This window comes from Actinomycetospora corticicola (assembly GCF_013409505.1).
GTDB classification, from domain to species: Bacteria; Actinomycetota; Actinomycetes; order Mycobacteriales; family Pseudonocardiaceae; genus Actinomycetospora; species Actinomycetospora corticicola.
Genome location: NZ_JACCBN010000001.1, coordinates 3,513,466 through 3,533,790 on the forward strand (window position 1 = coordinate 3,513,466; position 20,325 = coordinate 3,533,790).

Below are 20,325 nucleotides of genomic sequence, written 5' to 3' on the forward strand. Positions count from 1 at the left end.
TCGAGTGCCAGGACCGTAGCCCTCCGGTGTGGCGGGCGTGTGTCGTCACAGGGGGATTGAACGTGATCACCGCGGGAACGCCTGCTCGGTGGAGGACGACGGAACCTTGGTCAATCGGGTGCGGCGCGACGGGACGGCCGGGCTCGACCGCGGATCGAGCCAGACCCACGGGGCCGGGGACCCCAGCGGGGTCGACGTGGAGCCGGACATCCCGCCGCTGCGCTTCGGCGACGACCTCGCCGACCACGACGGCGACGAGCCCCCGCCGTCGACCACCTCGGCCTGAAGGCCGGATGACGGCCGGGGTCAGCGGATCCAGGCCGGGTGCACCCGGGGCACGAGGGCGACCGCGTCGTACTCGCGGACCGGCACCAGCGGGATGCGCTCCTTGAGCTGACCGGAGTCGACCACGCTGCCGATCCGGCGCGTCGTCGTGGGGCTCGCGGCCCAGTCGGCGAGCCCGCCGCGGGCTCCGCGCAGGTCGACGAGCCGGTCCTCGCTCCCGCCGAGCGCCCGGTGCAGGTCGGCCTCGGCGGTCCCGCCCAGGGCGGGCAGCCGGTGCGAGGAGGGCCGGGGACGCAGCGGCCGGAGGAGGCGGCGGCGCACCGCGGACGCACTGCCCTCGGCGAACCAGCCGCCGACCACGTAGTAGGCGTCGCCGAGCGCGGCGCGCAGGTGCCGGCCCGCCGTCGTCGGGTCGGAGACGCGCACCAGGTCGTCGTGGCCCCAGAACACGGCCGCCGGGGCGCCGTCGGCGGACCCCGCCGCGCGGGTGACGGCCTCGGCGATCAGCCGGGCCCGGAGCACCGGCGCGCTGGTGTCGTCCAGCAGCTCGGCCTCCTCCGCCGTCGGGAAGGCCCGGCCCCGGGGCGCGGCCGCGACCTCCGCCGCGCGGGCGAGGATCCACGCGTGGTCGAGGGCCTCGGCGTACCGGCTCGGCGAGGTCTCGGCCGTCAGCCGACCCTCCGCCGCGGCCAGTTCACCGTGCAGCCCGACCACCATGTCCCGGAACGGGGCCTTCAGCGGCCGCTCGTCGGGCTCCCGGTCGAGCAGCTCGGCCAGCCCGTCCCGCGCGGGGGGCAGCAGCTCGGGCGCCGCCTCGCGCAGGTAGGCCCCGAGCACCTTCACCGAGCGCGCGGGGCGGACCGGGTCGGCGCCGACCACCCGGACCCGGTCGGCCGGGTCCACCATCTCGTTGCGGTCCCGCAGCCACGAGACGAGCCCGACCATCTCGCGCGTGTCGTACTCCCACCCGCCGAGGGCGGCGACCGCGTCGCTCGGCGAGCCGATCCCCCGCGCCGCGGCGTCGAGACCGGTGGCGCCGGCCTCGCTCGCGCCGAGCACCAGCAGGCGCACGCCCAGCTCGTCGACGGCGTACTCGACGATGCGCCGCCCCATCTCGAGCAGCTCGCGCGTGCCGTACGCGGCCTGGCCCACCCCGAGCACCCGGACCCCGCGCAGGGACGGGCGCCAGGCGGCGAGCCCGAAGGTGTCGACGGGCACCGCCCGGGCGGCGACCTCGTCGGCGACCTCGTCGTCCATGCCCGCGCACCCTACGGAGCCCGCCGGACCCGTCGTCGTGGGGTCGCCCGCCCAGGTCTCATCACACTCTCGGGTGACATGACGCCGAGTGGCCTAACGGTCATCCTCCGTGGCGCGACATGTGGGTGACTCCGTGAACGCGGAGGAGCACCTGGAGGTATGCACCATGACGTCGAAGCCCGCCACCGGAGCCGCCGCCGCAGCCGCCGCGCTGGGAGCCTGGCTCGCCGTTCCCATGGTCACCATGCGCCGCAAGGGGACCCTCGACGAACAGCAGATCGCCGCGATCCGCGGCGAGACCCGGTTCGAGCCCACCGACGACGAGGCCCGGCACCGCGCCGCCCTCCGCCGGGCGCGGGTGCGCGAGGCGCAGGTCCGCGCCGCCATGGCCGCGATCCCGGAGCCGCGCTCCTCCGACCTGCCGCAGCGCTCGCCGCTGACCTGGTGAGCGGCGGTCCCCGGAGGTCGTCGGTCACCCGATAGCCTCCGGGCCCGATGGCCGCCACCGCTCTGCCACCACGACGCCTGGTGATCTGCTGTGACGGCACCTGGGACACCCCGTCCGACCGGACGAACGTCTCCCTGCTCGCGGACGCCCTGCGGACCGACGAGACGCAGCTCGTGCAGTACTTCCCCGGGGTCGGCGCCGACGGCGACCCGGTGTCGCGGGTCCTCGAGGGCGCCCTCGGACTCGGCCTGAACCGCCGGGTCCGCGAGGCGTACTCCTGGCTCGCCGAGACCTGGCGGCCCGGCGACGAGGTCGTCCTGCTCGGCTTCAGCCGCGGCGCGTTCACCGTGCGCAGCCTCGCCGGCATGCTCGCCGCGACCGGGCTCGTCGCGTTCGCCCCGGATACCTCCCGCCGCGAGCGCAATCGGGTCGTCCGGCGGCTCTTCCTCGACGGCTACCAGCGCGGCGAGCGCCTTGCCGGGCTCACCTACGCGCCCGGCTTCTCCCCCGACGACGACGCCCCGATCGCCTTCCTCGGGGTCTTCGACACCGTCGGCGCACTCGGGGTACCCCGCACGTTCGGGCTGCTCTCCACCCTCGTCTCCCGCCGGGTGCAGGGCTTCCACGACCTCACCCTCGCCCCCGACGTCCGCCACGCCCGCCAGGCGCTCGCCCTCGACGAGCGCCGCGGCCCGTTCGTGCCCGCGGTGTGGGCCGACCCGGCGCCCGGTGAGCACCGGTCGTTCGCCCAGCAGTGGTTCGTCGGCACCCACGGCGACGTCGGCGGGTCGCACGACCGACCGCGCGCCCTCTCCGACATCACGCTGCGCTGGATGGCCGACGAGGCCACCGCCGCCGTCGGGCTCACCTGGGACTCCCCCGTCACGACGACGGGTGACCCGCTCGGCCCCCTCGACCCCGGGCCCCGGGGCCTCTGGTCGGTGCTCTCCCCGCAGCCCCGCTCGGTGCCGCGCGTCGTCGAGGGCGCCCCCGACGTGCACCCGTCGGCGGTCGCCCGGCGCGCCGCGACGACCTACCGGCCCGGACGCCTCGTCCCGGCCGGGTCCGCGGTCTCCGCGGTCGTGCCCGCCGACGAGCCGTGGGCCGAGTGCGGGCTCTACCTGGAGGCGGGGCGCTGGACGTTCGCCGCGAGCGGGTCCTGGACCGACCACGGTGGGTCGACCCCGCCGGACGGGTTCCGGCGCTGGCCGCTGCGCGCCTGGCCGGACTACGCCGCGGGCGCCGTCCTCGACGGCTACCGGCGCCTCGTCCGCCGGCTCACCACGCGCCTGGCCGAGGCGCCCGGCGCGCCCCGCGACGGCGACGCGCGGCGCATGGGGATGGTCGCCGCGGTCGCGAACGCCCGGCTCGACCCGGACGGGGCCCTGACCCGCGGCACCACCGCGGTCGTCGGGACGGGCGCGGTGGACCTGCCGCGTCCGGGCTACCTCTACGCGTACGCGAACGACTCGTGGCTCGGGTACCGCGGCAACTCCGGTGCCGCGACGCTCGTGGTGGGACGCGGGTGACGGAGCGCAGCGGGGTCCGCCCCCTCGAGGCCGAGGTCGAGGCCACGACCGGGCCGATCGCCGTTCCCCGGTGGCGACGGCTCCCCCGGGCCTCCCGGGTGGTGGCGGGGCTCGTCGTGGTCGCGGCGATCGCGGTGCTGCTCGTCCCGGACCGGCTGGGGCTCGACCAGACCCTGCCGTTCGTCGGCTTCGTGCTGGTCCGGGCGCCCGCGACGCTCGCGGTGATCGTGCTCGGGCTGCTCGCGCTCGCCGTCCGCGCCCGCTGGTGGCCCACCGTCGTGCCGGTCCTGGCGATCGGCTGCGTGTCCGCCGTCGCCCTGGTTCCCCGGCTGGTCCCCGACGGGCCCGGTGTCGACCAGGGACCCGATCTCGTCGTGCTGGTGCAGAACGTCGACCGGGGCAGCGCGGACGTGCCGGCGCTCGCCGGGGTCCTGCGCGAGCGCCGACCCGACGTGCTCGTCCTCCCCGAGGCGGGCGAGCCCTTCCGCGAGCGCCTGGCCGCGGCGATCCCGGAGCTGGGCTACCGGTCGTGGTCCTCGGTGCCGCGCAGCGATCCCGACGCCCTCGGCACCACCGTCTTCGCGGGCCCGTCGCTCGGGGACGTGCGGGCGACCCCGGTCCCCGCGCGCTTCCCCTGGCTGGAGCTCACCGGCGGGGCGCTCGGGCCCACGCGACTGGTCGGGGCGCACCTCGCGTCCCCGGTGCCGGGCCTCATCGACGTCTGGCCGGGCGAGCTCGCCTCCCTCGCACGCTGGTGCGCGCCGGGGACCGGACCCGCCGTCGTCCTCGGGGACCTCAACGCGACCGCCGACCTGCGGGCCTTCCGGTCCGGGACCGCGGGCTGCACCGACGCGGGCGACGCCGCGGGCAAGGGCCTGCTCGCGACGTGGCCCGCCGGGCTGCCCCGCTGGCTCGGGGCGCAGCTCGACCACGTGCTCGTCGGCGGGGGCGCCGGAGTGGACGGGTTCGACGTGATCGAGGTACCCGGGACCGACCACCGCGGGGTGCTCGTGACGGTCCACGTGCAGGCTTAACCCGCCGGCAGGAGCCCGCTGAGGTCGGCGACCTGGTCGGCCGGCGGCGGCACCACCTCGGGCGCGCCGCCGACCTCGGTGAAGGTCAGGCCCGTGGTGGTCGTGCTCGGGGCGCCCGTGCCCTGCGCCGGGACCGTGACGGTCTGCGCGACCTTGATCAGCCGCCCGTCGGCGACCCACAGGTCCACCGGGAGCGTCGAGCTGCGCAGCTGGGACTTCAGCAGGTCGACCGCCGGCTTCGTGGACGGGTCCTGCGCCCCGGGCACCCGGTCGAGGTCGACGACACCCGCGTAGTGCGTGGCGTCGCGCCCGGCGACCTGCTCCGGGCCCACCTCGCGCACGTCGTCCCGGATGGCATCGAGCCACGCCAGCTGGCGGGCCGGGTTCTGCGACGTCCCCACGCCCAGCGCCCCCAGCGGCGCGCCGTAGCTCGAGCGCGCCAGACGGTCGACGTCCACCGACACCCACGGCTTCCCGCCCGCGACGAGCCCGATCAGCCCGGACGCGGCCGGCGGCAGCTGCGCGTCGAGCCGACCGCCCGCGAACACCACGCGCACGGCGCCGAGGGACGGCACCTGCAGGGTGAGGTCCGCCGCCTGGGCCCGCGGGTCGACCACCCCACTGCCCTGCAACGGGATCTCCTGTCCCGCCACGGCCGTCCGGCCCTCGACGGTCACCCGCGACGGTCCCGCGGCGGCGGTCGCGACGATCGCCGCCCGCACCACGGTCGCCGGGCTGACCGGGAGCGACGTCCCGCACCCGGCCAGCAGGGCGACGAGCAGCAGAACGGGGAGCACGCGGCGGGTCACGGGGCCCATCGTGGCCGGTGCGGGTCGTCCGATCGTGAGGGGCCCCGTCGCGCCCTGTACGTCAGCGGTGGCACACGGCTGACACGGGACGTCAGCAGCGCGCCACGCTCGCGGGCCGTGGGGGGTGGCCCCGACGCGTCGATGGCTCCTCCGACGCATCCGGTGCCACCGATGGGCCATTCATGTCGCCGGCTCGGTCAGCGCCAGCGGTGAGTGCGCCGACCCTTGACGGTGGTCGCGAGCTGCCGCTGCCACAGGGCCCAGGTCTCCGGGTCGAGCGTGTGGTTGCCCGTGTCGCTCATTCCCGACGACGGGGCGGTGCGGGTCGAGCCCGTCCGCGGCGTCGAGCCGGTCGCGGGACCGCCCGAGGAACCCGAGCGGGTGGACGACGTCGTCCGCGACGACGTGGTCCGCGACGACGCCGCCACCGGGATCGGGCCGGAGCCGGTCGACGGGTGCGAGCCGGTCGACGGGCCGGCCACCGGGATCGGGCCGGAACCGGTCCGCGGGTGCGAGCCCGTCGTCGGGTGCGAGCCGGTGGACGGGCCGGCCACGGGGAGGGGGCCGGAGGGGTGCTGCCGCGGGATCGGGGCCGACGGGTGGCCGACCGGCATCGGGGGCGGCGGCACGACGTGCGGGCGCTCCTGCGCCGGCGCCGCCGGACGGGCCGGTGCCGCGGCGGCCGGCGGCCGTGCGGCCGACGGGACCCGACCCGACGTCGGGACGGGGCGGGCGACGCGCAGCGTGCCCTCGGCGGACCCCTCGGCCACGACGAACCAGCCGACGACCGGCGTCCACGGCCAGTAGCGGTGCGCAGAGCGGGTCTTGACGAAGCCCAGCCCCATGATCAACCCGAAGATGAGGTGGCCGATCAGCGAGAGCGTGATCGTCACGGGCGTGAGCGGGAACATCATCGTCTGGCCGCGCGGGGCGAGCCACACCGTCCCGATCAGCCCTGCCCACACCGGGAACACCGCGAAGGCGACCGAGGCCGCGACGACGACCGGCGCGGGACGTCGGTGGAGGCCGAGGAACGCGGCGAGGACGAAGAACGTCACGCCGATGCCGCCGCCGTCACCGAGGTAGCGCCAGAGGTAGCCGACCCACGCCCCGGACTCCTTCGAGGCGCCGTCACCGACGATCCAGGTACCCATCGTCGGGATGAAGTCCGCCCACCAGCCGAGCATGTAGACGGTGTCCAGCCGGAACACGTCGTACAGCGCGCAGGCGATGATCCCCCAGACGAAGCCGTGGAGGATGACGCGGTCCTCGGGGTGCGGGTCGAAGATCGACAGCGCGAGGATCGTCGTGGCCAGCGGGATGACCAGCAGGGCGGCCGACCAGTTCATGGTGATCAGGCCGAACACGTGCGCCGAGATCGCCAGCAGCGGCAGCGCGGCGAGCAGCACGTGCAGTCCGACCCGCAGCAGACCCTGTCGGGTCACCGGGGCCAGGGGGAGCGCGGCACCGTCCGTCGTCGTCACGGAGCGGAAAGGTAGGGGGCACCGTGACCTGTTCGTGGCCAACCTGAGAGCGGACGGAGATCGTGGCGACCACGGGCGCTCGTCGCGCGCCCGCCGGTCGGTGTCCTCCGCCGTCCGGCCCAACCACTCCCCCGACGAGGTGCTCCCGGGGGTCCGGGGCCTCTCAGGATGCGGCGTCGTGATCGGTGAGCGGTCGCTCCGGCTCGGTCAGACCGCTCCCTGGCGCTCCCGGATCTCCTCGATCCACAGCGCCGTCTTCGTGCGGTGCCCGCGTGCGACCTCGATGCGGTGGTCGGCGAGGAACCGGGCGAGGGCGACCGCGGCGCGCGGCGCGTCCGCGGGGCGGCACTTGACCGACAGCTCGCGCAGCTCCAGCCCGCTGGGATAGCGGCAGTGCTCCAGGAACGCCCGGCCGACGCCGAAGCGGGCGCGGGGCACGCGGTAGCGGCGGGTGGTCAGCGGTCCGTGCAGGACCAACTCGTCCAGCACCGTCTCGGGCGTGCCCTCGGGCAGCAGGGTGCGCAGCCAGCGGCGTTGGGAGTCCGAGAGGAGACGGACCGGCGGGGCGGCGTCGTCGAGGCACGCGACCGCGGTGTCGGGGTCGACGGTGCGCCGGAGCTCGGTGGTGCGCAGCAGGTTCCCGGGCAGGACGTCGAGCTCCACCCGCGCGTCCTGCGGACCCCGCCGGCCGGTGACCCGGTCGCGGTCGCGGACCCGGACGACGAGGTCGAAGCGCCGCGGGCCGCGCCGCCGGACCCGCACGTGCACCCCGACCCCGCACAGGTCGAGCTCGGGGGTGTCGAGGAGGTAGACCCGGCGGGCGTAGCGACGCCGACCGGTCTCGGTGGGGACCGGGGCGCCGTCGAGCGCGAGCAGCATCTTCAGCTCCACGGAGTCCGCGTCGCTGCCGACCACGCCGTGCCAGTCGATGCCGTCGGGAAGGGGGAACACCTCGGCCGCCGCACGTCGATCGCCCACCGTGTCGCTCCCCCTCTCTGCCGAGAGACCAGCATTACCCATTCGCGCCGCCTCTTCATCACTTTCCGGACACCGGACTCGCCACACGGTCACCGGACGCCACCCACCTAGGCTCGACCGCGATGTCCACGACCGCGCGACCGCCGTCCGCCGGTCCGGACGCGGCGGGTCCCGCCTGGCGGTCCCGGCCCGCGGACGCCCCGTGGCACCGGCTGCCGCGGCCGTCCGGCCGGCGGTCCCGGCGGCGCCTGCTCGGCGCGGTGGTGGCGACCGCCCTCGCGGTCGTCGTGCTCCTGCCCGATGAGTTCGGACTCGACCGCGTCCTGCCCTTCGCGGTGTTCGCGGCCCTGCGGCTGCCGCTCGCCGTCGGGACGTGGGTGCTCGGGGTGGGGCTGCTGGCGCTGCGGCCGCGGTGGTGGCCCCTGCTCGCCCCGGTGCTGGCGGTGGCCGTGCTCGCGGTGGCCCTGGTGGTCCCGCGCGCGATCCCGTCGACCGGACCGCCCCCGGGCGGCACGGAGCTCACCGTCCTGGAGCTGAACTCGTTCGAGGGGCACGCCGACCCGCGGGCGATCGCGGCCACGGCCCTGCGCGCGGGGGCCGACCTCGTCGTGCTGCCCGAGGCCGGGGACCGGATGCGGCGGTCGCTGGCCGGGCTGCTGCCGGGCTGGCGGACCTGGACGAACGTGCCGCCCTCGGCCGCCGAGGTGCGCGGCATCGTCGTGGCCGGCTCGCCGCGGGCCGGGGACGTGTCGGCGCGGCGCCTCGACGGCGACACCCGCTACCCCTGGGCGGAGGTCAGCGGCGGCATCCTCGGCCCGACCCGCCTCGTGGCGGTGCACCTGGTGTCCGTGGTGCCGCAGTGGATCGGCTACTGGCCCGGGGAGCTGGAGATGCTGCAGCGCTGGTGTGCGGCCCCGGGGCCGGCCGTGGTCGTGGGCGATCTCAACGCCTCGCCGGACCACTCCGCGTTCCGGGCCGGGACGGCGGGCTGCACGGACGCGGGGACCGCGACCGGCGGTTCGCTCATCGGCACCTGGAACAGCGGGGTACCCCGGTGGCTGGGGACCCAGATCGACCACGTGCTGACGCGGACTGCGCCGGACGGTTCAGGGCCGCGTCCGCGGTCGCTCGAGGTCCTCGACCTCCCCGGCAGTGACCACCGCGGGCTGCTCGTGCGTCTGCGGCTGTAGCGCCCGTCGCTCCCGGGTCACCGGGGGTACACACGACGTCCGTAGGCTGATCCGCCGTGGCACGACCGTCGTGGATGCACGTCCCCCGCTGGCTGCGTCCGCGCGCCGGGAACCCCGACGGCACGATGACGCTCCTCGAGCACATCCACGAGCTGCGACGCCGGCTCATGATCGGCGTCATCGCCGTCCTGCTCGGCACGATCGTCGGGGTGCTCTGGTACCAGTTCCACATCTTCGGGCTCCCGTCGCTCGGCGAGCTGCTCACCGAGCCCTACTGCGCCCTGCCCCCCGGCGCCCGGTTGACCCTCGGCGACCCGAACCGCTGCCAGCTCGTCGCCTTCGCCCCCTTCGAACAGCTCACGCTGCTCATCAAGGTCGGCGTGGCCGCCGGGGTGGTGCTCTCCAGCCCGATCTGGCTCTCCCAGCTCTGGGGCTTCATCACGCCGGGGCTGCACGCCCACGAGCGGAAGTTCGCCCGCGTCTTCATCGGCACCGGGACGATCCTGTTCGTCGGCGGGGCCGTGATGGCCTACCTGGTGCTGACCAAGGCGCTGTACTTCCTGGTGACCGTCGGTGGCGGCATCCAGATCACCGCGCTGCGCGGCGACGACTACTTCAGCCTGCTCATCACCCTGCTGGTGATCTTCGGCGTGAGCTTCGAGCTGCCGCTGCTGATGATCATGCTGAACCGGGTCGGCATCTTCCCGTACGCCACGATCAAGGCCTGGCGCCGCGGGCTGATCTTCGCGATCTTCGTGTTCGCGGCCGTCGTCACGCCCGGCCAGGACCCGTTCTCGATGCTCGCCCTCGGGTGCTCGCTGACGGTGCTGTTCGAGATCGCCGCGCAGGTGTGCCGGGTCCACGACAGGCGGGCCGCGAAGGCCTCGCCGTGGCAGGGGCTGGCCGACGACGAGGCCGGACCCTCGCCGATGGCGGGGACGGCCGCGGCGGCGAGCACCGTCACCGCGTCCGCGCCGGTGGGCGCCTCCGCGTTGGAGACCGGGAGCCGCACGACGCTCCCGGCGCCCGCCCCCACCCGCACCGACCCGCCGTCGGGAAGCGACTACGACGACGTGACGTGAGGTGCGCTGCGCGCAGCTGAGCAGAAAGTGGGGCTACAGGCCCCCTGAGTGCTCACCTGCCGGAAGGCACATGCGCGTGTCGCGGACGGACGAGCCGGCCCCGCAGGTCCCGGTGCCCGCCGGCCAGGCCGCACCACGTGCAGTCCTCGGAGGGCACGTCGACGACCGCCGGCCGCGGGGCGGGGACCAGCAGGTCCAGCCCGGCGTCCGACGACGGGGACGCCTGGCCGCGGTGGCGGCGCCAGGCCCAGCGCACCGCGAGCGTCAGCCCCCACCCGACCAGGGCGACGATCGCCAGCCACTTGAGGAGCAGCACGGCGCAGAGCGCGATCACGACGCCGACGACGGCGCCCGGGACGGGGACGCGGACTCGACCGGGGGACACCCGATCGAGGCTAGATCGCATCGCGGGTCTCCTCGTGCAGGCGCGCCGGGAACGACGATGGCCCCGGTGAGCCGCGAGGTCGGGGGTCCCGCGGCCCGCCGGGGCCACCTGTCAGTTCGTCCGCCGGGGCTCCGGCGTTACCCGGCCGCCGAGAATTTCTCGGCGACCTCGTCGGTCCAGGGCACGGAGCGCGTGACGACCTCGACGCCGCCCTCGGGCCGACCCCCCGCCAGCTCGGCCGCGCGCACGCAGCAGTGCACCCAGAGCTGGTACTGCAGGTTCTTCGCCAGGCGGAGGCGGCTGTAGAACAGGTCGGCCACGACGTCCCCCGCGCGGGCCCAGGTGGTGATCGTGAACTGGAGGGTGCGGTCGCCGCCCTCCTCGTCGCCGGCGCCCTCCGCCGCGAACTCGATCTGGCCGGCCTCCACGTGCCCCTGGAGGGTGGCGAGCCGGAACGACGAGCGGCGGGTCTCGTCGTTGCGGTCGACCACCCGCACCGGTCCGTCCCACGGCCCGGGGATCCGGACGACGTACTCGTCCCCGACGGTCAGGGCGTGGTCGGACCCGGTGACGCGGTCGAAGCGGGCGGCCCCGGGGATCATCGCGGCGTTGATGTCCGCGACCAGCACGGCGACGAGCTCGCGCGGCCCGAGCTGCGCGTCCGGGACGTGGACGGTGAAGACGCGGTGCAGCATCGGCCCGTGCCCGTCGAACAGCGTCTGGTCGCGCGGGCCGGGGGACGGCAGCGGTGGCGGGGCGTCCGTCTCCGGGTCACCCGGCTCCTCGCGGTGGTTGACCCGCACCCCGGGCAGCGCCCAGATGCGACCGAGCGCGAGCAGGCCACGGGGCGCGGACGTGAGCATCCGTGCTTCGCGGACGACCTGACGGGGACCGGGGACCAGCTGCACCCGCGCGGGGTACCCGGTTCAGGCGCGCGGACGTGCCTCGCTCGCCACACCCACCGGGGTGGGCGCACCCTCGCCCGTCCACCGTCGATCCGCTCGCCCCTGCCCGGCCTCGCACCGCCGACGCAGCCCCTCGAGCAGGTCCCCGAGGTGGGCCGACGACGTCGATGCCGTCATCGCGCCGAGCATCGAGCCCATCCACCCGGAGCGGTCGAGGTCGGCCACCACGTCGGTGCCGCGGCCCTGGGCCGAGCGCCCGAGCCGGACCCGGAACGACGACGCCGAGCCGAGGCCGGTCCCGTGCCAGGTGAACCCGCGGTGGGGCCGGAGCTCGGTGACGCGCCAGTCCCGGTCGGGCAGGTGGCGCTGGCGCACCCGCACCCCGCCACCGACCACCAGGGGCCCGCCGTCGAAGGGCTCCACCGCGCGCAGCGAGGGCGACCAGTCCGGCCACCGGGCGACGTCGGTCAGCACGGCCCAGACGTAGTCCGGGCAGGCGCCGATCCGCACCTCGAGGTGCTGGTGCACGCGGGGCCTCCTCGTCGTGGTCCGCTCCGGGGCCGAGCGTAGAGACGCCGTCGCCCGATCGGAACGGGGCCCGGTATGGCCCACGACTCGACTTGTCTCGTAAGCAGAGCTAACTTGGTGCCGTGCTCGTCGCCCCCGCCCTGGCCGACCGCCTGCTGCCGGCGATCACGGCGCTGCGCCGGGCGGTGCGCCGGCGGACCCGTGACCGGCTCGGCGTCGAGCACCTGCCGGCGGGCCGGGTCGAGCTGCTGCGTGCCGTCGAGGAGCTGCCCGGCGCCGGCGTCGGGGCGGTGGCCCGACGACTGCGCCTGGCCGAGAACACCGTCTCGACGGCGGTGCGCGCGGCGGTCGCCGACGGTCACCTCGAACGCCGGACCGACCCGGCCGACCGACGGGCCGTCCGACTCGACCTCACCGACGCCGCCCGGACGCGCCTGCGGCAGTGGCGGACGGCGCGGAGCGAGCTTGTCGAGGACGCCCTGCGACGCCTGCCCGACGCCGACCGCGCGGTCCTCGAGGCCGCCGTCCCGGCCCTGGAACGCCTGCTCGACGCGGTGGAGGGAGCCTGAGTGAACCCGGTACTGGTGGAAGATCTGCACTACGCGTTCGGCGACCACGTCGCGGTCGACGGCGTCGACCTGGCGCTCGCGCCCGGCGAGGTGTTCGGCCTTCTCGGGCCGAACGGCGCCGGCAAGACGACGACGCTGCGCGTCATCACCACGCTGCTGCCCGCTCCCCCGGGCACGGTGCGGGTGGAGGGGCTCGACGTCGTCCGTTCCCGACGACGGGTGCGCCGCCTGCTCGGCTACGTCCCCCAGCAGCTGTCGGCCGACGGCTCGTTGACCGGGCGGGAGAACGTGGCCCTGTTCGCCCGCCTCTTCGACGTCCCCCGCCGCGAGCGGGCCGAGGCCGTCGACTCCGTGCTGGACGCCATGGGCCTCGCCGAGTCGGCCGACCGGACCGCGTCGACCTACTCCGGCGGCATGGTCCGTCGACTCGAACTCGCCCAGGCCCTGGTCAGCGCGCCCCGCGTGCTGGTGCTCGACGAACCGACCGTCGGGCTCGACCCGGTCGCGCGCTCCGGGGTGTGGGACCGCATCCACGAGGTGCGCCGCGCGAACGGGATGACCGTCCTCGTCACCACCCACGCGATGGAGGAGGCCGAGCTGCACTGCGACCGCGTCGCCCTGATGCACCGCGGCCGGCTCCGCGCCGAGGGCACGCCCGCCGAGCTCACCGCCGCGATCGGCGGGGAGGCGACCCTCGAGGACGTCTTCCGCCACCACACCGGCGACACCCTCGAACCGTCAGGAGGAATGCGCGATGTCCGTGCTGCCCGCCGCACCGCCCGCCGCGTCGGCTGAGCGGTTCTCGCCGGTCGGCGAGGCCACGCTGCTGCTGCGCCGGGTCGGCGCGATGTGCCTGGTCGAGCTGCAGAAGCTGCGCCACGACCGCACCGAGCTGGTCACCCGCACCGTCCAGCCCGCCCTCTGGCTCGTCGTGTTCGGCACGACGTTCAGCCGCCTGCACGCGATCCCGACCGGCGGCACGCCGTACCTGGACTTCCTCGCGCCCGGGATCCTGGCGCAGTCCGCGCTGTTCATCGCGATCTTCTACGGCATCCAGGTCATCTGGGAACGCGACGCGGGCGTGCTCGCGAAGCTGCTCGTCACCCCGACCCCGCGGGCGGCCCTCGTGACCGCGAAGGCGTTCGCCGCCGGCATCCGCGCCCTGGTGCAGGCGCTCGTCGTCGTGGTGATCGCGCTGCTGCTCGGGGTCGGGCTCACGGCGAACCCGCTGAAGCTCCTCGGGGCCGCCGTGATCGTGGTGCTCGGGTCGGCGTTCTTCTGCTGCCTGTCGATCACGCTCGCCGGGGTCGTGCTCTCCCGCGACCGACTCATGGGCATCGGCCAGGCCATCACGATGCCGCTGTTCTTCGCCTCGAACGCGCTGTACCCGGTCGACGTGATGCCGGGCTGGCTCCAGGTGGTCAACCACGTCAACCCGCTGAGCTACGAGGTGGAGGCCCTGCGCGGCCTGCTCGTCGGCACGCCCGCCCGGCTCGGCCTGTGCTTCGTCGTCCTGCTGGTGGCGGCCGCCGTGATGATCTCGGTGGCCTCGGCGCTGCTGCCGCGACTCGCCAGGTGACTTCGTCCTGTGAGCAGAAAAGGTCGCTATCACGACCCTTTCTGCTCACAGGAGCTTGCTCTCCCGCCCCTCCCAGAACGCGTCGCGGAGGTTCCGCTTGAGGATCTTCCCGGCACCCGACTTCGGCAGCGGGTCGTCGCGCAGCTCCACGGTCCGCGGCACCTTGTAGCCCGCGATCGTCAGCCGGCAGTGGGCGACGAGTTCGTCGGCGCTGACCGCCGTGCGGATCTGGACCGTGGCGTGCACGGCCTCGCCGAACCGGTCGTCGGGAATGCCGAAGACCGCGGCCTCGACGACCGCCGGGTGGGAGTACAGCGCGTTCTCGACCTCGGCGGAGTACACGTTCTCGCCGCCGGAGACGATCATGTCCTTGGCGCGGTCGACGAGGAACAGGTAGCCCGCGTCGTCGAGGTAGCCGAGGTCGCCGGAACGGAACCACCCGCCGTCGAGGACCTTCGCCGTCTCCTCGGGCTTGTTCCAGTAGCCCGGGGTCACGTTGGCGCCGCGGATCGCGACCTCACCGACCTGCCCGACCGGAAGGGCCCCGCGCTCTCCCGGATCTCCGGCCGGGTCCTCGATCCGCACCTCCACCCCGACGGCGGGTCGCCCGCAGGACATCGCGCGGGGCGAGTCGAGCCGGAGCTGCTCGTCGGGGTGCAGCGTGACGATCGGCGAGGTCTCGGTGAGGCCGTAGATGTGCAGCATCGACGCGGCCGGGAACGTGGCGTGCGTGCGGCGGAGCAGCTCGCGCGCGGCGGGTGAGCTGCCGTGGGAGAGCCACCGCAGTGAGGACACGTCGCGCGGGCGCTCGCGCTGCTCGACGGCGAGCGCGTCCATCATCGTCGGGACGACGAGCGTGGCGGTGACCCGCTCGCCCTCGACGACGTCGAGCACCCCGGCCGGGGTGAACGCGGGCACGATCACCTGCGTGCCCGCGGCCCAGATCGTGGCCAGTGCCCCGATCGTGCCCGCGGCGTGGAACATCGGCGCCACGATCATGAAGCGCGTGTCCTCGGTGAACGGCCAGCACGCCATGAAGTGGAAGGCGTTGGCCACGAGGTTGCCGTGGGTCAGCAGCACGCCCTTGGCCGCGCCGGTGGTGCCGCCGGTGTAGAAGATGCCGGCGAGGTCGTGCTCGGCGGGGGCGTCGTCGCCGTCGGGGACCGGCGTCTCGGGGGCGTCGGCGAGGAGCCGGTCGTACTCGAGCCTCTCCCCCGTCGCTCCGCTCGCCCCGTCCTCCAGCCCGATCACCCGCACCCCGGCGTCCACACCGGCCACGTCCCGGTCGGTGATCAGCACCCGCGCGCCGGAGTCGGCGATCGCGTAGACACGCTCGGGATCGGAGTGGCGGGTGTTCAGCGGGACGATCACCAGCCCCGCGGCGGGCACCGCGAGGTAGAGCTCGAGATAGCGGTACCCGTTGGCACCCAGCACCGCGACGCGGTCGCCGCGCTCCAGCCCGAGCGCGGCGAGGGCACCGATCAGGCGTCGCACCCGTGCGCCGAGCTCGGCGTAGGTGAACTCGACCCCGGCGCACACGACGGCCGTCGCACCCGGCGCCACGGCCAGCGCCCGGGCCAGCGGGGCCCCGACCGTGCGGGTGGCGTTGCGGTGGTCGCCGGCCGGGGCGAGCTGCGGCGCGCCCGTCGTGGTCGTCATGGCCTCTCCCGGGGCACGTCGAACGCCGAACGATCGTTCGGTCGGACAGCACGATAGCAGCGGTGGGTGACCGGTGACACCCATCGGTGCGCACAGCGTCGACCACCCCGCCGCGCGGCGCCAGGGTCTCGTAGGGTCGTCGGGATCATGGCCAGTGACGAGCGGGGCGAGCGCGCGGGACGACCCGGCCGCGCCGAGCCGTACACGCTCGCGTCCCTGGTCGAGGTCGCGGCGCAGGCCTTCAACGAGCGCGGCTACGACGCGACCAGCATGGAGGACCTGTCCCGCGCCGCCGGGATCACGAAGTCGTCCTTCTACCACCACGTGTCGGGCAAGGAGGCGCTGCTGCGCGCCGCGCTGGACCGGGCGCTCGACGGGCTGTTCGGCGTCCTCGCCGAGCCCGCCGCCGTGACCGGTGCGCCGGTGGACCGGCTCCGCCACATCGTGCGCCGCCAGGTGGAGGTGCTCGCCACCGAGCTGCCCTACGTGACGCTCCTGCTCCGTCTGCGCGGCAACACCGAGACCGAGCGCTGGGCGCTGGCCCGACGCCGGGAGTTCGACCAGGCGGTGGCGGGGCTCGTCGCCGAGGTCCGCGACGACGTCGACCCCGTCGTCGCCGCCCGGCTCCTCTCCGGCACGGTCAACTCGTTGATCGAGTGGTACCGGCCGGGCCGGATGCCGGTGGCCGACCTCGTCGAGGCGGTGGACCGCCAGGTGTTCGAAGGGCTGCTGAGGTGACCGACCCCGACTCCGACTCCCGCTCCGAGGATCTCGATCTTCCCGACGACGGGTCGGCGCCGGCCCGGGACGACGGCTCCACCCCCTCGCGGGCCGAGCGCTTCCGCGTGGCGGCCGTCCGCGCCGCGGCCCGCGCCCGGGACCTCGACCAGTCGCCGACCCTGCAGCGGGCGGTGCGCCGACTGCGCGACGTCCTGCCCGGCGACTCCCACTTCGGCGACCCCCTCTCGCTCGGCGGCGGCCGCCACACCGAGGCGGCCGGCCGGGCGATCGTCGGCCTCACCGGCGACCGACCCGGGGTGGTGCGCGAGCTCGGGCTCGGCGGGGTGCAGCTGTGGCAGTCGGTGCTCGAGCGCGTCGGCCGCGGCGGCGGTGAGCACGAGGTGGCCCTCGTCTTCACCGACCTCGTCGACTTCTCGCGCTGGTCGCTCGAGGCCGGCGACGACGAGGTGCTGCGCGTCCTGCGCCGCGTCGGCGAGGCGTGGGAGCCGCCGATGACCGAACGGGCGGGCACCGTGGTCAAGCGGCTCGGCGACGGCCTGATGGTGGCCTTCGCCGACCCGCGCGCCGCCCTGGACGCCGTGCTCGAGGCCCGGCGGCGGCTCGAGGAGCTGCACGTCGGTGGCTGGTCCCCGCGGATGCGGGCGGGCCTGCACGTCGGCCGGCCCCGTCGGGTCGGCGGCGACTACCTGGGCGTCGCCGTCAACGTGGCCGCCCGCCTCGGCGACGCCGCCCGGGCCGACGAGATCCTGGTCAGCGGCGAGTTCCTGGGCCGCCTCGACGCGCGGACCGTCTCCACCCGCCGGCGCCGGCGGCTCAACCTCAAGGGCGTGCCGGACGGCCTGGAGGTCTACGCGGTGGAACCGGCACGGAGCTGAGCCGGGTCACCCGCTCATCCGGGCCCCCTTCGTGATCTTGTCGGCCGCGTTCCGCGGGGCGTGCACGGCCACGCCCACCAGGTCCAGTTCCCCCCGTGGCACCGCGGCGACGGCCGCCCGGTTCTCCTCGTCCCCGCCCGTGGCGAAGAGGTCGGCGGTGAACACCGGCACGCGCAGCCCCCGGTCCACGGCCCGCCGGTGGGCGCCCCGGACGGTCTCCGCGTCACCCTCCAGCACCACCACGGGCTGGCGGAACATCGGCGCGTAGGCGGTGCCGTCGGCGTCGGCGTACGGCTCCCCGATGAGCTCCGGCACCGTCGCCGCGATCCCGCTCGCGAGGAACGCGACGACGTTGCTGCGCTGCCAGGAGGCCAGGTCGTCCCGCAGGACGATCACGATCTTGGTGTCGAACCGGCTGCTCATGGCGTCCACGCTCGTCCGTCCCGCCCCCTGGTTCTTGTACGTTCCTGGGGTGGGTCCGGAGCAGGTGCGGGCGTGGAACCCCGGCGTCCGGGGCATCGAGGAGGTCTTCCACGCCCGGTTCGTCGAGCACGCCTACCCGCTGCACACGCACGCCACCTGGACCCTGCTCGTCGTCGACGACGGGGCCGTCCGCTACGACCTCGACCGCGCCGAGCACGGGGCGCTCGGTCGGGCCGTGACGCTGCTGCCGCCGGGCGTGGCGCACGACGGACGCTCGGCGACCTCGGGCGGCTTCCGCAAGCGGGTCCTGTACCTCTCGGAGTTCCCGGAGGCGCTCGTCGGCCGGGCGGTGGACACGCCCGCGGTCGTCGACGACGCCCTGCACGACGCGGTGGACCGGCTGCACCGGGTGCTCGAGCACCCCGGCGACGAGCTCGCCGCGAGCTCGGGCCTCGCCCTCGTCACGGCCCGGCTGGCCGCCCACCTGGCGCGGGGCGTTCCCGACGACGGGCCGGTGCGGGACCCGCGCGCCGCCGGCGGCCTGCGGGACCTGCTCGACGCCCACGTCGTCGAGGGCCTGCCCCTCGACGAGGCGGCCGCACGGCTGCACGTGACGCCGAACCACCTGGTCAAGGCGTTCTCGGCCGAGTTCGGCCTGCCGCCGCACCGCTACCTCGTCGGCCGCCGCGTGGACCTCGCCCGGCGTCTCCTGCTCGCCGGGATGCCCGCCGCGAGGGTCGCGGTCGAGTCCGGCTTCCACGACCAGGCGCACCTGACGCGGCACTTCCGGCGCCTGCTCGGGGTCACGCCGGGGCGCTTCGCAGGTGGCTCCGCCCTGTGAGTACTTCTCCGTGCCGGAGCACGGATTACTGCTCACAGGGCGAAGCCACCCGGTCCAACCACTCCCCCAGCAGCGCGCGCTCGGCCGGGGTGAACCCCTCGAGGTCGCCCGCCGACGCGCGGAGGGCGACCGCGGCGCCGACCGGACCCGCACCCGTCGTCGGGAAGGAGTCCGTGGTGATCGCCGCGACGACGGCCTCGCGCGCGGCGTGGGACAACCCGTCGTCGCGCTTGTCCGGCGGCACCGCGATGAGTGACAGCGCCACCCCGGACCCCGCGGAGTGCACCATCCCGACCGCCCGACCCTCCGGGACACGCAACCGTCCGGCCGCGGCGATGCGGTGGATCAGCGCCGCGAGCTCGCCGAACGCGGACCGGGCCGCCGGCGAGTACCCGGCGGCCTGCGGGCGGGCGTACATCAGGCGGTAGAGCGCGGGGCGTTCGAGGGCGAGCCCGACGTGGAGGTCCCAGCCGGCGCGCAGGTCGGCCACCGGATCGTCGGACGGGGGGCGCACGGTCTTCTCGGCGAGGTAGTCCTCGAACCCCCGCGTCACGACGGCGTCCAGCAGCCCCTGCTTGTCGCCGAACAGCCGGTAGATCGTGGGCGCCTGCACCCCGGCCGCGGCGCTGACCGCGCGCGTCGACACGGCGTCCTCGCCGCCGTCCTCGAGCAGGCGCGCGGCGGCGGCGACGATCCGCTCCCGGGGCTCCACGGTAACGACGATAACAGCTTCTCGTTAGCGCTCAGCTGTTTCCGGTGTTAGCGTTCGATCGGTAGCAGCGATAGGAGCTCGTCATGATCGTCGTCACCGGCGCCACCGGCGTCCTGGGTCGCCTCGTCGTCGACCGCCTGCTCGACCTCGTGCCGGTCGCGGAGGTCGGCGTCAGCGTCCGCGACCCCGCGAAGGCCGGGGACCTGGCCGACCGCGGCGTCCGCGTGCGCCGCGGCGACTTCTCGGCGCCGGACACGCTCGCCGAGGCCTTCGAGGGCGCCGACCAGGTGCTCGTGGTCAGCGCGAACACCCTCGGACCGGAGGCCGTCGCGCAGCACCGCGCGGCGATCGAGGCCGCGGTCGGCGTGGGTGCGGGCCGCGTGCTCTACACCGCCCACCAGGGCGCCCGGCCCGACTCCCCGTTCGCCGCCGCCGCGGACCACGCCGCCACCGAGGAGGTCCTCGCCGGGTGCGGTATCCCGTGGACCTCGCTGCGCAACGGCTTCTACGCGAACTCCGTCCCGTTGTTCCTGGGCGACGCCGCGAGCAGCGGAGAGTTGCGTCTTCCCGACGACGGGCCGGTCGCCTGGACCACGCGCGAGGACCTGGCGGCCGCAACGGCCCGCCTCCTCGTCGACGGCGCCCCCGACGGGCCGACCGCGCCGCTGACCGGCCCCGAGGCGGTGGACTTCGCGCAGGTGGCCTCGATCGTCGGCGGCCTGACCGGGCGGACGGTGCGCCGGGTCGTCGTGGAGCCGGCGGAGTACCGAAAGGTCCTGATCGGCCGGGGCGTCCCGGCGCACGCGGCCGACCTGCTCCTCGGCTTCTTCCCGGCGGCCGCCCGCGGGGACTTCGCGCCGGCCGACCCGACGCTGGCCGACCTCGTCGGACGGCCCGCCACGCCGATCGCCGACGTCCTGCGCGCGGCGCTCGTCCCCACCGCCTCCTGAACGAACGGCACTCTCGCGCACACAGATGCTGCGAGAGTGCCGTTCGTGCTGGTCAGAGGCGG

At 75.3% G+C, this 20,325-nt stretch carries 23 protein-coding genes; 13 read left to right on the forward strand and 10 right to left on the reverse strand.

The window, feature by feature from the left end; translation table 11 throughout:
* Positions 1-106 precede the first annotated feature (106 nt).
* Entirely contained in the window at positions 107-286 is a 180-nt protein-coding gene (locus BJ983_RS17075; protein ID WP_179794890.1) for a hypothetical protein, read from the forward strand.
* Positions 287-306: 20 nt separating this feature from the next.
* Here the strand turns inward: BJ983_RS17075 and BJ983_RS17080 are convergent, their stop codons facing one another.
* Entirely contained in the window at positions 307-1,542 is a 1,236-nt protein-coding gene (locus tag BJ983_RS17080; RefSeq protein ID WP_179794891.1) for an erythromycin esterase family protein, read from the reverse strand.
* 166 nt (positions 1,543-1,708) lie between these two features.
* Between BJ983_RS17080 and BJ983_RS17085 the strand changes: the two genes are divergently transcribed.
* The 3 genes from BJ983_RS17085 to BJ983_RS17095 are packed head-to-tail and all read left to right on the forward strand — an operon-like array spanning position 1,709 to position 4,553.
* Positions 1,709-1,990, forward strand: coding sequence for a hypothetical protein (locus BJ983_RS17085; RefSeq protein ID WP_179794892.1), 282 nt, complete (start codon positions 1,709-1,711; stop codon positions 1,988-1,990).
* A 47-nt stretch (positions 1,991-2,037) separates the two neighbouring features.
* On the forward strand, positions 2,038-3,519 hold the full coding sequence (locus BJ983_RS17090) for a DUF2235 domain-containing protein (RefSeq protein ID WP_179794893.1): 1,482 nt from the start codon (positions 2,038-2,040) through the stop codon (positions 3,517-3,519).
* Positions 3,516-4,553, forward strand: a complete 1,038-nt coding sequence (locus BJ983_RS17095; protein WP_179794894.1) for an endonuclease/exonuclease/phosphatase family protein — start codon at positions 3,516-3,518, stop codon at positions 4,551-4,553. Before BJ983_RS17090 ends, BJ983_RS17095 begins: the two co-directional genes overlap by 4 nt.
* Here the strand turns inward: BJ983_RS17095 and BJ983_RS17100 are convergent.
* The 3 genes from BJ983_RS17100 to BJ983_RS17110 all read right to left on the reverse strand — a co-directional run bounded on the left by BJ983_RS17100 (position 4,550) and on the right by BJ983_RS17110 (position 7,824).
* Complete coding sequence (locus tag BJ983_RS17100) at positions 4,550-5,362, reverse strand: SCO4651 family lipoprotein (RefSeq protein WP_179794895.1); 813 nt, start codon at positions 5,360-5,362, stop codon at positions 4,550-4,552. The genes BJ983_RS17095 and BJ983_RS17100 overlap by 4 nt on opposite strands.
* A 197-nt stretch (positions 5,363-5,559) precedes the next feature.
* Positions 5,560-6,846 (reverse strand): hypothetical protein, encoded by a 1,287-nt coding sequence (locus BJ983_RS17105; RefSeq protein WP_179794896.1) that lies wholly within the window; start codon positions 6,844-6,846, stop codon positions 5,560-5,562.
* A 207-nt stretch (positions 6,847-7,053) separates the two neighbouring features.
* On the reverse strand, positions 7,054-7,824 hold the full coding sequence (locus BJ983_RS17110; RefSeq protein WP_179794897.1) for a hypothetical protein: 771 nt from the start codon (positions 7,822-7,824) through the stop codon (positions 7,054-7,056).
* Between the two features lie 122 nt (positions 7,825-7,946).
* On the opposite strand from BJ983_RS17110, the gene BJ983_RS17115 reads away from it, so the two are divergent.
* Both BJ983_RS17115 and tatC read left to right on the forward strand, forming a co-directional pair.
* Positions 7,947-9,014 (forward strand): endonuclease/exonuclease/phosphatase family protein, encoded by a 1,068-nt coding sequence (locus tag BJ983_RS17115; protein ID WP_179794898.1) that lies wholly within the window; start codon positions 7,947-7,949, stop codon positions 9,012-9,014.
* Positions 9,015-9,088: 74 nt separating this feature from the next.
* Complete coding sequence (gene tatC, locus BJ983_RS17120; RefSeq protein ID WP_179797911.1) at positions 9,089-10,096, forward strand: twin-arginine translocase subunit TatC; 1,008 nt, start codon at positions 9,089-9,091, stop codon at positions 10,094-10,096.
* Between the two features lie 52 nt (positions 10,097-10,148).
* Here tatC and BJ983_RS17125 read toward each other — a convergent pair whose 3' ends face one another.
* The 3 genes from BJ983_RS17125 to BJ983_RS17135 all read right to left on the reverse strand — a co-directional run bounded on the left by BJ983_RS17125 (position 10,149) and on the right by BJ983_RS17135 (position 11,914).
* Entirely contained in the window at positions 10,149-10,481 is a 333-nt protein-coding gene (locus BJ983_RS17125; protein ID WP_179794899.1) for a hypothetical protein, read from the reverse strand.
* A 137-nt stretch (positions 10,482-10,618) separates the two neighbouring features.
* Complete coding sequence (locus BJ983_RS17130; RefSeq protein ID WP_218890311.1) at positions 10,619-11,344, reverse strand: DUF1990 family protein; 726 nt, start codon at positions 11,342-11,344, stop codon at positions 10,619-10,621.
* 63 nt (positions 11,345-11,407) lie between these two features.
* On the reverse strand, positions 11,408-11,914 hold the full coding sequence (locus tag BJ983_RS17135; protein WP_179794901.1) for an SRPBCC family protein: 507 nt from the start codon (positions 11,912-11,914) through the stop codon (positions 11,408-11,410).
* 122 nt (positions 11,915-12,036) lie between these two features.
* On the opposite strand from BJ983_RS17135, the gene BJ983_RS17140 reads away from it, so the two are divergent.
* From BJ983_RS17140 to BJ983_RS17150, 3 genes are read left to right on the forward strand one after another with little or no spacing between them, the layout of a single operon-like run.
* On the forward strand, positions 12,037-12,483 hold the full coding sequence (locus BJ983_RS17140; protein WP_179794902.1) for a MarR family transcriptional regulator: 447 nt from the start codon (positions 12,037-12,039) through the stop codon (positions 12,481-12,483).
* Positions 12,484-13,278, forward strand: coding sequence for an ATP-binding cassette domain-containing protein (locus BJ983_RS17145; RefSeq protein ID WP_179794903.1), 795 nt, complete (start codon positions 12,484-12,486; stop codon positions 13,276-13,278).
* Positions 13,238-14,062 carry an ABC transporter permease gene (locus BJ983_RS17150; RefSeq protein WP_179794904.1) on the forward strand — a complete coding sequence of 275 codons (825 nt, stop codon included), beginning with the start codon at positions 13,238-13,240 and terminating at the stop codon, positions 14,060-14,062. Before BJ983_RS17145 ends, BJ983_RS17150 begins: the two co-directional genes overlap by 41 nt.
* A 45-nt stretch (positions 14,063-14,107) precedes the next feature.
* Here BJ983_RS17150 and BJ983_RS17155 read toward each other — a convergent pair whose 3' ends face one another.
* Entirely contained in the window at positions 14,108-15,721 is a 1,614-nt protein-coding gene (locus BJ983_RS17155) for an AMP-binding protein (protein ID WP_179794905.1), read from the reverse strand.
* 147 nt (positions 15,722-15,868) lie between these two features.
* Here BJ983_RS17155 and BJ983_RS17160 point away from each other — a divergent pair, with 147 nt between their 5' ends.
* A complete protein-coding gene (locus BJ983_RS17160; protein ID WP_179794906.1) occupies positions 15,869-16,459 on the forward strand; it encodes a TetR/AcrR family transcriptional regulator in 591 nt (196 codons plus the stop codon).
* Positions 16,456-17,337, forward strand: coding sequence for an adenylate/guanylate cyclase domain-containing protein (locus tag BJ983_RS32375; RefSeq protein ID WP_179794907.1), 882 nt, complete (start codon positions 16,456-16,458; stop codon positions 17,335-17,337). Before BJ983_RS17160 ends, BJ983_RS32375 begins: the two co-directional genes overlap by 4 nt.
* 6 nt (positions 17,338-17,343) lie before the next feature.
* Here BJ983_RS32375 and BJ983_RS17170 read toward each other — a convergent pair whose 3' ends face one another.
* On the reverse strand, positions 17,344-17,760 hold the full coding sequence (locus BJ983_RS17170; RefSeq protein WP_179794908.1) for a DUF2000 domain-containing protein: 417 nt from the start codon (positions 17,758-17,760) through the stop codon (positions 17,344-17,346).
* Positions 17,761-17,809: 49 nt separating this feature from the next.
* On the opposite strand from BJ983_RS17170, the gene BJ983_RS17175 reads away from it, so the two are divergent.
* A complete protein-coding gene (locus BJ983_RS17175; protein ID WP_343054228.1) occupies positions 17,810-18,601 on the forward strand; it encodes a helix-turn-helix transcriptional regulator in 792 nt (263 codons plus the stop codon).
* 25 nt (positions 18,602-18,626) lie between these two features.
* On the opposite strand, the gene BJ983_RS17180 is transcribed toward BJ983_RS17175, so the two are convergent.
* Positions 18,627-19,313, reverse strand: coding sequence for a TetR family transcriptional regulator (locus BJ983_RS17180; RefSeq protein WP_179794909.1), 687 nt, complete (start codon positions 19,311-19,313; stop codon positions 18,627-18,629).
* A gap of 83 nt (positions 19,314-19,396) precedes the next feature.
* Here BJ983_RS17180 and BJ983_RS17185 point away from each other — a divergent pair, with 83 nt between their 5' ends.
* The gene (locus tag BJ983_RS17185; protein ID WP_179794910.1) at positions 19,397-20,263 is read left to right on the forward strand and encodes an NAD(P)H-binding protein; all 867 of its coding nucleotides are present in this window, start codon (positions 19,397-19,399) and stop codon (positions 20,261-20,263) included.
* The last annotated feature ends 62 nt before the right edge of the window (positions 20,264-20,325 follow it).